Below are 12,923 nucleotides of genomic sequence, written 5' to 3' on the forward strand. Positions count from 1 at the left end.
GATTCGTTTTTCGTAGATATCAGAGCAAGGTTTCAAGAACAGTTTGCAATCCGAGCAAAGCAAAACTTCCACCAATTTGCCAAAATAGGATGGCTACTAATGGAGAAAGGTCAATCATTCCCAAAGGAGGAATGAACCTTCGAAAAAGATTCAGGTAGGGATTAACTAGTGTGCCAATCCCTTGTACAAAAGAGCTCTGGTGGAAGGATGGGATCCACGATGAGATAATAAATATCAACATGCCCCAGTAATATGCGTTATGAGAAAAAACTGCAAAAGACATTATATTTTCTACCAATTATATTCACCTCTTGTTTTCATTTAGTGGCATTTCCATAAATCCTAAAAGATTTAATTTCTTTTCGCACAAATCCTTATTCCATTCTATAATCGTAAAAAATACAGCTGCGATGCTATTATGATTAAAAATTCGTAGCAAATAACAATAGGGAGAGATTTTAATGAGAAACGAAAAACTAATCAACGAGTACAAGAATCCATCTAAAGAAAGAGGTTTTGAAGTAATCCTTCAAAATGGTGGAGATTCAGTATATGTAAGTGAAGATTTGTCATTTAACGATTTTGATAGATTAGGTCTATGTAATGATGGAGCGGAACGGACCGAAACATTGAAGAATCATTATAATCATGATTTTATTAATAAATATGAGATTGAGATTGAAAATGATGGCGTTATTTACCGTGCTCCGCTTAAAGATTTGGTAGAGGGCTATCCATTGTACAATTACGCTAAAAAGCATAATTGGGGGTAAGTAATCTGAGATAGTAAAGACCAAAAAAGAGTCGTAATTGAATTACAGACTCTTTTTTAGTGCATATTTTTAGGTTTCTTAAATTGACCACCTCTGACATCATGTACATGACCAATAGCGATAAATGCATTGGGGTCTATTGCCTGGATGGTAGTTCGTAAAGTCGCTTCTTCAAGACGAGTACAGATTGAGAAGATAATCTTTTTGTCTTCCCCTGTGTATCCTCCTTCGCCTTTTAAGAATGTCACTCCGCGCCCAAGTTGTTTTGATATTGCATCTGCAATAATTTCTGAATGGTCGCTAATAATCCAAAACGATCTGGTTTCTTCTAACCCTTCTATAACAAGGTCGATGACTTTGACTGCTACGTAATATGCTAGAAGTGAATACATCGCACGGTCCCAACCGTAAACAAATCCCGCTCCAGATAGGATGAAAAGGTTCATAAACATAACGATCTCTCCAACAGAGTAAGAGATTTTTTTATTTATGAGTATTGCTGTGATTTCAGTGCCATCAAGAGAACCGCCGTTTTTAATAACCATACCAACACCTATACCTAAGGTTATGCCTCCGAAGATAGCAGCTAATAACGGGTCGTGAGTAAATGGGTCGTGGTGATGAAGGATAGTCGTGAAGATTGCTGTTGAAACGATCGCGTATAGCGTAGAAAAGGCAAATCGTTTCCCGATATGTTTAAAGCCCATGACGATGAATGGGATATTGAGAACAACAAGCACTATTCCTAATTTTAAGCTAGGGAACAGGTGAGATATGATGATAGAGATTCCGACGATCCCTCCATCGATGACCTGGTTAGGTACTAAAAAGAGCTCAATTCCTACAGAGAAAAGTAAGGCTCCTAACGTAATAAAGAGTATTTTTTGAACGTTTTTTATTGTCAAAAGGACACGCCTCCCTCTATACATATCTTCATGGAAAAATAGGGAAACCCTTGTACGATTCCATTGAAAAAGGCGATCATAGTCGCCTTGAGGGAGTAGGGAACAAATCAAACAAACGTTTGATTGATAAACTAATTTTAAAGCTGATTATGCTTTTTGATCTTTGATATGTACCCATTATAAACTATCACTTGGAAAGTAGGAGAAACTAAATCAATATATTAAGGGACTCAATATGTGACATAGATATTAGATTAGGGTCCAGCAATTATTGACCAATTCAAATTCGAAGTATATATCCCACTTTCTACATCTCGTAGAGTGGATATGATGAATCCTTTATCTTGGAATTCAAATTCATAAATGCCCATGCCATCACCATGTTTAGAGGTCATGATCGATGCGTGATTTTCAGTATCTAAGATCCATGGTGCCGTGTGTAAGGTAGGCTGAGGGGAGTCGGTCTCATTTGAAATTACTCTATTAGGATGTTGTAACTCAATCATTCCTCTAGGCAACACGGTACCTTCGTTTGAAAAAGGGGTTGCTGTTGCTGAAATACGCCAACTAGTTTCTAGACCTAACGCATTCGTAGTCGCCATTGAAGTGAGAGGGATAAGTAATTTGGTTGCGGAGACCTTATCCGTCGATACAACATACTGGTTAGTAGAAGAGGGGAATATGAGGGATATGTTACCTCTTTCGATACTAGCCATAGCTGCGTGTGCCTCAGACATCATATTGAACCAACTTTTATTGTTTGCGCTCTCAGCTTGAACATCATTAAAAGGGAATAAGAGAAGGGATAATAACAATACATATTTCATGCGCCATCACTCCTTTCCGTCAATATACATTTGAATTTTAAAAAATCAACAAAATAATATTGCACGAAAAAAAGCACTGAATATCAGTGCTTTAAATGTACGAACCCTCATCGTAAAGATTTCTGTTTTCTATATTGTTTGCAGTTACTTTATTACGTCCGTTCTTTTTGGAGAGATACAGAAGATTATCCGCCACTACCTGAGCTTCCCCTAGAGTGAATTTATCCCCTTCTTCAATATAATAAAGACCGAAGCTAGCAGTGTAGTCTATTTCAACCTTTTGCCCATTATAACTTACGATAGAAGTAGATGTTTCGATGTCTTGTCGAATCTTTTCAGCTAACTCTTTAACTTCATCAAAAGAGCGGTTCTTGAAGATAACAGTGAACTCTTCTCCTCCGTACCTTGCGAAGATGTCATTGTAGGATAGGTGGTTCTGAATGACTTTTACAAAATGCTTTAACACCTGGTCCCCTACATTGTGATTATATGAATCGTTTACGGTTTTAAATTTATCTATATCGATCATAGCAATCGCTAAATTATCTTTCGCTAGCTCCAACTCGTTCATTTGAATGTTTAGGTGGCGTTTATTGTGAATGCCTGTAAGTTCATCTACATATGCAATTTGCTTATACCCTTCTAATTCAAGCTCCGTTTGGTAACTCTCCTCAAATGTATTCAAGTAGTCGAAGAACCTACGAATCGTCACATATGGTACAAACCCCATAAGGAGAGTGATACATACACCGAACAACACCATAGGATCTTGCATAACAACGAAAAAGATTAAAAGCTTGGTCAGTATCGTACCAGAAACAATCCAGAAGAAGCGCTTGTTTACAAAGATTGGGGAGAACAAGATGACAATGATCTCAAACAAGTGAGCGGTGAAGTAAGGCATTTGGTCTGAAGAATATATGATGGCTTCATGAATAGAGTAGACGGTAATAAAGCCGTAAAATAAAATGTACTTTACTGGTCTAGGTTTGTTGATTTTGAGGAAATAAATGCTGATTGGAAGTAGCAAGGTATAAGCAACGAAAAGCCAAATACCCAACCCTTGGTTAAGAATATCCGATTTCTGATGGGAAGTGATGACGTTTATTACCTCGTAACCGATGATGGAGATATAAAATAAAATAATAAAAGTTCGGGCGGCTTTCTGTTCCTGCTCTCCGAATACAGCTGAAAATCTGTCCTTATAACCAGCCAAGTAATCACCCCCTAGCACTAGAAGTTATACCTCCGTTTTCATTAAAGTCAACGATAATTAACAAATAAACCGGTTCCCCTAAAAAGAGCTCAACAAAAAAAGGTGTCGTTTAACGACACCAAAATGGATGGGACAAAGACCACAAGTGGTACATCACATGGTACGAACACACAAACAAACCTGACTTAATTAATTTGAGGAGGGGCAGTAGTGATTAATAGTCCCGCCATGGAGTGCCACTTGTGACCTTACTACTATCCTAATGGGCAAGGGGCAAAAGTATTACCCAAACTTTATTTAAAGCTGAATCTAAACTTAAGTATTTCTGCGCGTTCTAATGTGGATAGAACGATGATTACTGCAGGTCCAATTATCATTCCTATGATTCCTACTAACGAAAAGCCTATGTACATACTTATCAATGTAATAAGAGGCGTTATGCCTAATGATTTACCTATCAATTTAGGTTCCAATGCCCTTCTTACGATAGTGATAATGACAAATAGAATGATTAAGCCAATTGCATGGTGTATTTCTCCTGCTAAGAATAAGTACGAAGCCCAAGGAATTAATGCTGCTCCTGTTCCGAGTATCGGTAGAAGGTCGATTATAACAACCACTAATGCTGAAAATAACACGTATTCTATTCCAATAATCTTAAGCGCTACCGCTGTAATAACAAATGTAAGAGTGCTGAGGATGACTTGCGCCTGTAAGAAACCTATGACAGCATCCTTTAATTTATTTATCACGATCTCCATACTCTGTCTGCTGTCTCCCTCTTTAAAGAAACGTAAGAATGAAGTCTTTAGTTTAGGATATTCGATACCCATAATATAAACGGAAATCATGAACACGATAAACGCCACAAAATAACCTGTAAATTGAGTAGCTATCGAAAATAGATTACCAGCTAGTGTAGATAAGATATCGTTTAACTTTAAAGTAAGTGTAGAACTCGTTTCTTTTAAATACTCCTTGCTGCTAGGTGATAAGCTATTGTAAAACTGGAACCAATCATTGGTTTGAGAGCTGAATTTATCTATTGTTTCAGGTAACTTTCTTAAGAGTTCGACTGTTTCGCTTATGATCTTTACAAGTAGAAAGTACATAGAAGAAAAGATGAAAAAGAAAAAGATTGTATAGCTAATTAGGACAGTGTAAGCGCGTCCTATCCCCATTCGATTAACAAAAAAACTGACGATGGGCTCCAACATTGTAACCACAATCAAAGCCAAGATGAACGGCAAGAAATAAGGGAATATAAAATAACAAATACCGATAAGTAGTGAAAAATAAACAAACTTCGCTAACCTCTCCATGGTAGCCTCCTTCCGCATCTTCTCTTTAAACCGAATCAAATCCAATATAACCACATAATCCAAAAGGTCAAGCACAAAGAAACGCCAGTGATAAGGATTTATACGATTTTTCAGATTTTCGTTTTAAGGACTCTTATCGTTTTTAGAAAAGATAGATTATGACCTACTATTCATGAGGGGGAATAATCTTGAGGAAAATTTTCGTGATTGATACGAATGTAATTTTAGAAGATCCATATTGCATTTATAAATTTGGTAAGGACAACAAAGTAATTATCCCAGCGTTAGTGTTGGAAGAAATAGATGGTAAGAAGAGAGAACAAGCCGAAATTGGACTCCATGCTAGGAAGTTCTCCAATGAACTTGATAAATTGATTGTGGAATATGGTGGAGGGTTACATAAAGGGATTCAGTTAGAAAACGGTGGAGAGCTTCAGGTAGAGATGAATCACATTTCTTTCTCTAAGTTATCTGATCACTTTTCAGAAGATGTAAAGGATAATCGTATTCTTGCTGTGGGACTAAATCTACAAAATGAATCTGAGGATGCCCAGGTCATCATTGTTTCAAAAGACACACTAGTACGGGTAAAGGCAGATGCAATTGGGTTGAAGGCAGAACAATATGAGAACGATAGACCTCTACAAGATGCAACTGACATTCATAAGGGCTACCATACATTGATGGTGGAGCCAGAATTAATTGATGACTTTTACGGGAGTGGTCGTTTCCCTATCAATGTAATAGCGGAGCACTTAAAAGGTGTGGAATATTACCCTCAAGACTTTGTCGTGCTCAAGGACATTTATGGGTCTAATAAGTCCGGTGTAGGGAGATTAATAGAAGAACAAGGCGTCTTATATCTCAATGATCTTTACTATGGCAATGAAACAATTTACAAGAGTGTAAAAGGAAAGAATGTACAGCAAAAGATGTTCATTGAACTATTGATGGATCGTGACGTTCCTCTAGTTTGTGCTACAGGGAGGGCTGGTACGGGGAAAACCTTAATCGCCTTAGCTTCAGCATTACAACAAACTGAAGAAGGGGTTTACGTTAAAGCCATCACTGGTCGACCTATTATATCAATGGGAAAAGACCTTGGAGCATTGCCAGGAGAGCTTGAAGATAAACTTCGACCTTGGATGCAACCGATTTACGACAATCTAGAATACCTATTCAAAATAGATAAAGAATCAAAGAGCGGTTCCGGTTCAGAGCGAAACTCTCGTGTAGAAGAAGAATTGAGTAGAGTGAACCTGGAAGTCGAACCTCTTATGTATATTAGAGGTAGAAGTATCCCTAAACAGATCATTATCATCGATGAGGCGCAAAACCTGTCAAAGCATGAAGTCAAAACCATTATTACTAGAGCGGGTGTAGATGCGAAGATCGTATTAATAGGCGATCCTGATCAAATCGACCATCCTTACTTAGATAGTGTTAACAACGGTTTAACTTATGCGATAGAAAAAATGAAACCTGAACATGATGTAGGGATCATTCACCTAGCGAAGTCTGAGCGTTCACCGTTAGCGGAGAAAGCTGCAGAGTTATTGAGATAGAGTGCAAGAAGGCGACAGTGAGAAGCTGTTGCCTTTTTTATTTAGGAAAAATAGAAGATTTTATAAATGTATGTTTGAAAAGGTTAATGAAAGGAGGGAGATTTATGTACGAAAAGCCAGCTGGTTTTTGGATTCGTTTCGGAGCTTCTTTGATTGATACCATACTACTAGCCATTGTAGGAACGATTATCGGTCTAATCAGTATTTTTGGTTGGTCTTCGGGTGAAGGGTTCCGATTGGACCAAATTCTAATAGACGGAGTGAACGCTTTTTATTATATCTTACTGCCAGTTGTTTGGTACGGATACACTGTCGGGAAACGAGCGACAGATATTCGAATTGTTAAGAAAGATGGCACAGACGTTACATTCTGGACGATGATTAAAAGACATCTCTTGGCAGGTTTAATTTATGCTTCACCACTGATCATCGGTATGATTATTGGACTATTTGGTGTTGGTAAAGAATTTGTAGGTCTTTTTGTTCTAGGTGAAGAGATCAATGTGGCAGGTAAAGAAGAGGCTATCACCATTGCAAGTATTGCAATAGTCGCCGGAGCTGTTGGAACAATTCTTGTAACACTTGCTAGTGGGATTATGGTAGGCGTTAGAAAAGACAAGCGGTCTATTCACGATTTCATAGCAGGTACTTATGTAACGTGTAAACCTGCATTTAAAAAGGCAGATAGTGAGACAAACGATGATGGAAGTGAAATAGAAGGAAATGAAGTTCCAAAAGAAGATAACGATGGAAAAGGCGATAAAGAAAGTGAAACGGGCGAGAAGTAGTTCGTCCGTTTTTTTCATAGTGAAAGTGTTTTGAGCGATGTATTCATTTAACGGTTGGAAAGAACGTTTTTTGAAAACAGATAGTGAAACAAATCAGGCTTTTTTGTAGTTTTTTTACTTGAAAAAGCTTTTTTTTGTTGTATAAATTCAGCAAATACAATCAATGAAGGAAGGAAGATTAGAATGCGATTACTAAAAGCTAAGATCTTAATGACATCTTTTCTAGTTATCTCCGTAGTAACGATTTTAGTAGGGATTTATATCGGTTATGTTCTTTTTGGTAAGGAAACCGTAGCCAAGACAGAGGGGGAAATTGTTGAGGCGACTAACCAGGAATTGATCGAGGCTAAAACAGTGGTCAATGTAGAAAATGTAGCATTCGGAGAATCAAAGCAAATTTCAAAGTTATTTGGATATGAAAACGACGACTTTGAGTTTTTGTATACAGCGGATGAGACTCCAGAAGCTGTAAGGAAATCTGAAAATGATAATATCTTTGAAAATATGTACAAGGCAACAGGTCGAGCTTTTGTTGGCAAAACCTATGAAATTAAGATGGAATCTTTCTTGATGTTTGGTTATGACATGACTCAAGTCACAAATGAATCATTTGTTTTTGATGAAGAATCAGGGGTTCTGACAATCTATTCTCCTAGATTGGAGATGGTATTCGTTCCTCAGTTCGAATCAACTGAGTTTGAGTCATTCGTAGGCATGCTTCGAAAGTTCTTCGATGAAGACAAACGTAAAGCTATTATTGCAGACGCGATTAATCAAGGTTCGATGAAAGCTCTTGAAACCAAAAGCGAAGTTGAACTCGGTCATCAAATGACAGAAAAGGCGCTCCGCAAATTATATTTACAGAACGAAGATATCAAGGAAAATGTAACGGAAATTGAGTTTGTAAGAAATGAACAGAAACCTAAATTAACAACACAAGAAGATACCAATAACCTAAACAATACCAAGGGGGAAAATAATAATGTTCAGTAAAATCAATGCAATTAAGGATGCGGTAAAAGAAGCAGTAAAAGTAGGTGCTCAGAAATATGATCAGGTTAAGTCGGACGAAAAACTACAAGAACTGAAGAAACAACATACGGAGCTTATGGAAATAGAACGTGACATGGAAAAGACTAAGGAATCTATCAATCGAAAATATCGTTGGATTTCACAATTACGTGTCGATAGAACAGAGATAAAAGAACGAGTTGAAAAGCTAGAATTCGTAAATGCTACAAAATTTATTGAAGAAAGAACGAAGTTGGAAGTTGTAGAGGCATCCATCCAAGAAACTGAAAGTCAGATCCAAACGGAAGAAGAAAAATTGCAACACAGCAAAAAGGAACTTGCTAAGAAAGGGTTGCTATATAAGAAAGAAATGAAGTTACTAAAAGAAAAAATGGTAGCTGAAGGTTATGATCCAAAGCTTTCTGTTCCTGAAATCAAAGAAGAAAAAACGCATCACATTTCAAGAGTTCAAGGACTTCAGTATGAAAAGGATCTTGTTCCAGCCCTAAACTACTTGATGGACCATCTTGAAGAAGAAGTTCGCATTACAAGTTACAACCAAAACACATCTGTTGTTAAAAAAGATTGTGAAATTGCGGTAAAAACGAGTAATTACTTCCTTCTATTAAGTAAGTCTGAAGGTTATGTAGAAGTAGGCGATGAGAGAAAAGAACCTTATACAATTGCTAAATCTATTGATTTTACAATCGTGGATTTTGATGCTGTTCACTTGAATGTTTTGGTGTGGGATATCTCAGATGATGAAAAGGATGAAGTTTTAGAAGTTTTCGAAGGCATGTATAAAGATATCTTAGCGATTACAGATGAAAAACTAAATCAAAAGCAAGCAATATAAAACTAATTATTAAGGGAGAGCTGAATAATGGATTTCAAAAAAGTAGCCAAAGAAATAGATATGGATTGGACTTTCCACGGTAGATTGACTAAGCAAGAGTTAAGAGAGTTCGACAAATCAAGGAAGACGAAAGAGGCAGCTGCAAAAGCGGTTGTCGGTACAACGATATTGGCATCTACAATTGGGACAAGCTACACAGTGAACAAGGGGAATTTGTTTAATACTGACCAATCAAAAAATATTATAACCCAGTCAATTGAAGGAACAAAAGAGACAATCCAAAACATAACACCGAATACCAAAGTGGCATCTGAACAGGCTTATGGACCGGAAACAATAGATTTTCAGGGCAAAACCGAAAACGGAAATGACCTTGTAGGGATATTGGATGAAGAAGAAGCTTCTGAAACCAAGGATTCTATGCTTAGACCTGTTCAAAAACAAGATGTTGAAGTTATACATACATCTAGCGTCAAAGAAGACAAAGATGGCAATAAAGAGTTTGAGCCCTTCGTGACTTATAATACGTCGGTTGGAGCTGAAGTATTTGCTCCAGGGGATGGAGAAGTGATTGAGATAAACGATGTCTTGGTCATTTCACATAAAAAAGATGGAAAAGAAACATTTTCCGTTATCAAAGGTCTCAAAGATTTCGAGGTCAAAAAAGGCGACAAAGTGAAGAAAGCGCAATTCATCGGTAAAGTAAAAAGTTCTGTAGGTTTTGCAGTGGCTAAAGGATTTTCAGATGGAGAGGCTTTTAATTTCATCCATCCTAATATGTTTGTTGATATTGAGAAATCTGATTCGTTTAAGTACGGAACCTATAAATACTACAGTAAACCTGCTGTTAAAGCAGCATCTTCTGCTGTTGGGACAGAGGTAGAAAAGGAAGTAGAAGAAGCGCCAGAAGTAGCGAAAGAGTCAGAAGTTCTTGATGGTGTGGAAATCGAAAACAAGCAACAAGCCGAATTGCTAAAGGTAGATGATGAGGTATTCTACAGTAATGAAATACTACCTGTAGAAGTTATAAAGAATGGTAAGGCAAATGTATCTAAGCAAGTTCGTGCGCTTGAACCTTTAATCAGAGCAGAAGCTAAAAAACAAGGCGTAGAAGACATGACTGAATTTTTACTTGCATTGTTACAACACGAAAGTGGCGGCATTCAAAGCGTTTTGGATACTGATCCTATGCAAGCTAGTCAATCGTATAATGGAAAAATCGGTTCAATTAAAGCTCAGGAACTTTCAATCGAACATGGTGTGAAGGTGTTTGTTGAGCGCTTAAAGGAAAGTAAGATGTTCAAACCTTTAGAGAATGGTGATGTTCGAATTGCTATTCAGTCTTATAACTTTGGACCTGGACTGAGCAGAGAAGCTGACAAGGATAACGTAGGTTACTCTGTTAGTTACATCCAAGAGAAAGCGAAAGAGTTTTACGAGGATGCTCAGGAAAGAGGTATCCAACTATCTCAGTTACCTAATGAGTGGAGAGGAGAATTCACTTATGGTGACTTCACTTATGTTGCTAAAATTTTTCAATATTTCGATGTAGATAAAGATTGGAAAAAAAACGCACTTGCTGCAGAGAAATCTGTAAGAAATGCAATAGAAGCTGAAGAACAGAAAGCAAAAGAAAAAGTAGAAGCAGAAAAGGAAAACGAGAAAGTTAAGGATGCTCCAAAAGAAAAAGATAAGGATAAGGATCAGGAAGAGAGTAAGGATAAAGAACTGAAAAAAGATGAAAAAAAGGATGAGAATAAGCTTTCTAAGGAAGATCGAATTATCAAGGATGCTTATGAAACAGCGAGCGAAAAGATTAATAAGATTAAGGGCATACAGAAGCCACTCGTTGAAGCATTACCTGATAGTGATGTGATGGAAGGAAAAGTTATCGTAATAGATGCTGGTCATGGCGGTCATGATTCTGGAGCGATGGGAGTGGATGACGATCATACAACTGAAGCGGAATTAAACTTGGCACTTGCTAAGAATGCTGCTAAAAAGTTGGAAGCTCAAGGAGCAACAGTCATTATGACTAGAACCGATGACACTTTCCTCTCGTTGGGGGAAAGAGCAAAGATATCTAACGACAATAATGCTGATGCTTTCGTAAGTTTCCATAATAACTCGACTGGAGTGTCTGAAAATTTGGCATCCGGTTCTGAGACGTTATACCAAAAAGGGAGTAACGAAGGAAAAGCTTTAGCTGAGCATATTCAAAAATATCAAAAAGTAGCAATGAAGGGAACTCCGAATAGAGGGGTTGTTCCAAGAAACTTACATGTTTTAAGGGAAAATGAAAGACCTTCAGTGTTGCTAGAGTCCGGTTTCTTAATCGATCCATATAGTCTAGAACTATTAAAAAGTGATGTTATCCAGGACGGGATTACCAATGCGGTTGTCCGCGGATTGGTGGACTACCTAGAATTGGATTCGGAGACTGACGGAGATACAGAACAAAATCACGAAGAACAGGATTCAGAAGAGGAGCAAGGAAATTCAGAAGACGCTGAGGGAGACAAGGAAGCGAAAGAAAAGAAAGAAGAAGAAGAAGAAGAAGAAGAAGAAGTTGAAAAGGAATCACCGAAAGAAGTTGAGGAAGAAGAAGAAGAAGAAGAAGAAGAGGTTGAAAAAGAAGAAGAAGAAGAAGAAAGTGAAAAGAGTGCTAGGGATACAATATTAAATATTTTAGGGATCGGTGATAAAGACAAAAAAGAAGAAAATCAGAAAAAGGAAGAAACTGAAGGTGAATCCAAAAGTTCTATCTTCAGTATCTTAGGGTAAAAGTAACTAAAGATATTAAATAATGCTATCAAACTATCGATGGCATAGAAAGCGTAGAGAAAATTATCTCTACGCTTTTTTTAGTATGGACCGATCATAATTTAAACAATAATTATAAAAATGGTGCGAGATCATTCTGATTTACTACTGAGTTTAATAGAATAATAGAGCGCAAAATAGAATAAACGTGTTGATAATGGCAATCATGGAATATGAGGAGGGTGTATCATATGAATATCATTTCAAAACAAAAGGATATAGAGGGATTTTGGGAATGGTTTTGTTTCCACGAAGGTCTTTTTTTGGAAGACGACGTAGATGAAGATAATCTAGAACTGCTCGTAGCTCAACTGGAACGAATAAACCCTTTCCTATTAGCTGAAGTGAATAAATCTAGTGACGGATACAAAGCTGAGCTTACAATAAGTGCAGGAGGTTCTTTAGGGGCATTGAATGATGCATTCCTTACAGTGGATGCTGCAACTAATTACAACCTCAGCAATTGGGTTGTAATTCCCCTCAAACAACCGTTAACTATGAATCAATTAGAACATTATCGACTGAAGCACAATGAAATCATATTAACTCCATTTAATGTGTTGTGTCGTACTGAGGAATCGGAAAATAAGATTAATATAACGCTATATATTGAAGACTTTAAAGATGAAATGATTGGATCTGCATTTCACCTAATGGATAGAGTCCTTGGAGAGTATAAAGTCGTAACAAGCATAGGAAAAGTGGATTATAAGGTATTAACTTCGAGTGATACAGGACTAGAACCACTTATCAGTTTAAGAGACAAATTAGAGATGAAGAGCGGGGCTTAGAAGTACAAGCTTCGCTTTTTTTGTTTCTTATAAACCTCGTACCAAT

12 protein-coding genes are annotated in these 12,923 nt (G+C 37.2%); 7 read left to right on the forward strand and 5 right to left on the reverse strand.

The genetic code is table 11. The annotated features are described in order from the left end of the window. Positions 1 to 19: 19 nt before the first annotated feature. Complete coding sequence (locus tag ACXAEY_RS24410) at positions 20 to 283, reverse strand: YggT family protein (RefSeq protein ID WP_474816531.1); 264 nt, start codon at positions 281 to 283, stop codon at positions 20 to 22. A 178-nt stretch (positions 284 to 461) separates the two neighbouring features. Here ACXAEY_RS24410 and ACXAEY_RS24415 point away from each other — a divergent pair, with 178 nt between their 5' ends. Then, on the forward strand, positions 462 to 773 hold the full coding sequence (locus ACXAEY_RS24415) for a hypothetical protein (protein ID WP_474816025.1): 312 nt from the start codon (positions 462 to 464) through the stop codon (positions 771 to 773). A gap of 56 nt (positions 774 to 829) precedes the next feature. On the opposite strand, the gene ACXAEY_RS24420 is transcribed toward ACXAEY_RS24415, so the two are convergent. The 4 genes from ACXAEY_RS24420 to ytvI all read right to left on the reverse strand — a co-directional run bounded on the left by ACXAEY_RS24420 (position 830) and on the right by ytvI (position 5,043). After that, positions 830 to 1,702, reverse strand: a complete 873-nt coding sequence (locus ACXAEY_RS24420) for a YitT family protein (RefSeq protein ID WP_474816027.1) — start codon at positions 1,700 to 1,702, stop codon at positions 830 to 832. A gap of 230 nt (positions 1,703 to 1,932) precedes the next feature. Beyond that, positions 1,933 to 2,505 carry a WxL domain-containing protein gene (locus ACXAEY_RS24425; RefSeq protein ID WP_474816029.1) on the reverse strand — a complete coding sequence of 191 codons (573 nt, stop codon included), beginning with the start codon at positions 2,503 to 2,505 and terminating at the stop codon, positions 1,933 to 1,935. A 91-nt stretch (positions 2,506 to 2,596) separates the two neighbouring features. After that, positions 2,597 to 3,721, reverse strand: a complete 1,125-nt coding sequence (locus ACXAEY_RS24430; protein WP_474816031.1) for a GGDEF domain-containing protein — start codon at positions 3,719 to 3,721, stop codon at positions 2,597 to 2,599. Positions 3,722 to 4,014: 293 nt separating this feature from the next. Beyond that, positions 4,015 to 5,043 (reverse strand): sporulation integral membrane protein YtvI, encoded by a 1,029-nt coding sequence (ytvI, locus tag ACXAEY_RS24435; RefSeq protein ID WP_474816032.1) that lies wholly within the window; start codon positions 5,041 to 5,043, stop codon positions 4,015 to 4,017. Between the two features lie 188 nt (positions 5,044 to 5,231). Between ytvI and ACXAEY_RS24440 the strand changes: the two genes are divergently transcribed. The 6 genes from ACXAEY_RS24440 to ACXAEY_RS24465 all read left to right on the forward strand — a co-directional run bounded on the left by ACXAEY_RS24440 (position 5,232) and on the right by ACXAEY_RS24465 (position 12,877). Continuing rightward, entirely contained in the window at positions 5,232 to 6,608 is a 1,377-nt protein-coding gene (locus tag ACXAEY_RS24440) for a PhoH family protein (RefSeq protein WP_474816034.1), read from the forward strand. Between the two features lie 104 nt (positions 6,609 to 6,712). Next, positions 6,713 to 7,396 carry an RDD family protein gene (locus ACXAEY_RS24445; protein ID WP_474816036.1) on the forward strand — a complete coding sequence of 228 codons (684 nt, stop codon included), beginning with the start codon at positions 6,713 to 6,715 and terminating at the stop codon, positions 7,394 to 7,396. A gap of 183 nt (positions 7,397 to 7,579) precedes the next feature. Further along, a complete protein-coding gene (locus ACXAEY_RS24450; protein ID WP_474816038.1) occupies positions 7,580 to 8,389 on the forward strand; it encodes a hypothetical protein in 810 nt (269 codons plus the stop codon). After that, positions 8,379 to 9,263 carry a hypothetical protein gene (locus tag ACXAEY_RS24455; RefSeq protein WP_474816040.1) on the forward strand — a complete coding sequence of 295 codons (885 nt, stop codon included), beginning with the start codon at positions 8,379 to 8,381 and terminating at the stop codon, positions 9,261 to 9,263. The genes ACXAEY_RS24450 and ACXAEY_RS24455 overlap by 11 nt, the downstream gene beginning before the upstream one ends. Before the next feature lie 27 nt (positions 9,264 to 9,290). Next, entirely contained in the window at positions 9,291 to 12,047 is a 2,757-nt protein-coding gene (locus ACXAEY_RS24460) for an N-acetylmuramoyl-L-alanine amidase (protein WP_474816041.1), read from the forward strand. A gap of 230 nt (positions 12,048 to 12,277) precedes the next feature. Then, entirely contained in the window at positions 12,278 to 12,877 is a 600-nt protein-coding gene (locus tag ACXAEY_RS24465; protein WP_474816042.1) for a hypothetical protein, read from the forward strand. The last annotated feature ends 46 nt before the right edge of the window (positions 12,878 to 12,923 follow it).

This window comes from Anaerobacillus sp. ABA4_114 (assembly GCF_056159065.1).

Excerpts from the sequence above, each read along its gene's own strand:
- ACXAEY_RS24410 (WP_474816531.1), bottom strand. The coding sequence starts at position 283 with ATGTCTTTTGCAGTTTTTTCTCATAACGCATATTACTGGGGCATGTTG.
- ACXAEY_RS24415 (WP_474816025.1), top strand. The coding sequence starts at position 462 with ATGAGAAACGAAAAACTAATCAACGAGTACAAGAATCCATCTAAAGAA.
- ACXAEY_RS24420 (WP_474816027.1), bottom strand. The coding sequence starts at position 1,702 with ATGTATAGAGGGAGGCGTGTCCTTTTGACAATAAAAAACGTTCAAAAA.
- ACXAEY_RS24425 (WP_474816029.1), bottom strand. The coding sequence starts at position 2,505 with ATGAAATATGTATTGTTATTATCCCTTCTCTTATTCCCTTTTAATGAT.
- ytvI (WP_474816032.1), bottom strand. The coding sequence starts at position 5,043 with ATGGAGAGGTTAGCGAAGTTTGTTTATTTTTCACTACTTATCGGTATT.
- ACXAEY_RS24445 (WP_474816036.1), top strand. The coding sequence starts at position 6,713 with ATGTACGAAAAGCCAGCTGGTTTTTGGATTCGTTTCGGAGCTTCTTTG.
- ACXAEY_RS24450 (WP_474816038.1), top strand. The coding sequence starts at position 7,580 with ATGCGATTACTAAAAGCTAAGATCTTAATGACATCTTTTCTAGTTATC.
- ACXAEY_RS24455 (WP_474816040.1), top strand. The coding sequence starts at position 8,379 with ATGTTCAGTAAAATCAATGCAATTAAGGATGCGGTAAAAGAAGCAGTA.
- ACXAEY_RS24460 (WP_474816041.1), top strand. The coding sequence starts at position 9,291 with ATGGATTTCAAAAAAGTAGCCAAAGAAATAGATATGGATTGGACTTTC.
- ACXAEY_RS24465 (WP_474816042.1), top strand. The coding sequence starts at position 12,278 with ATGAATATCATTTCAAAACAAAAGGATATAGAGGGATTTTGGGAATGG.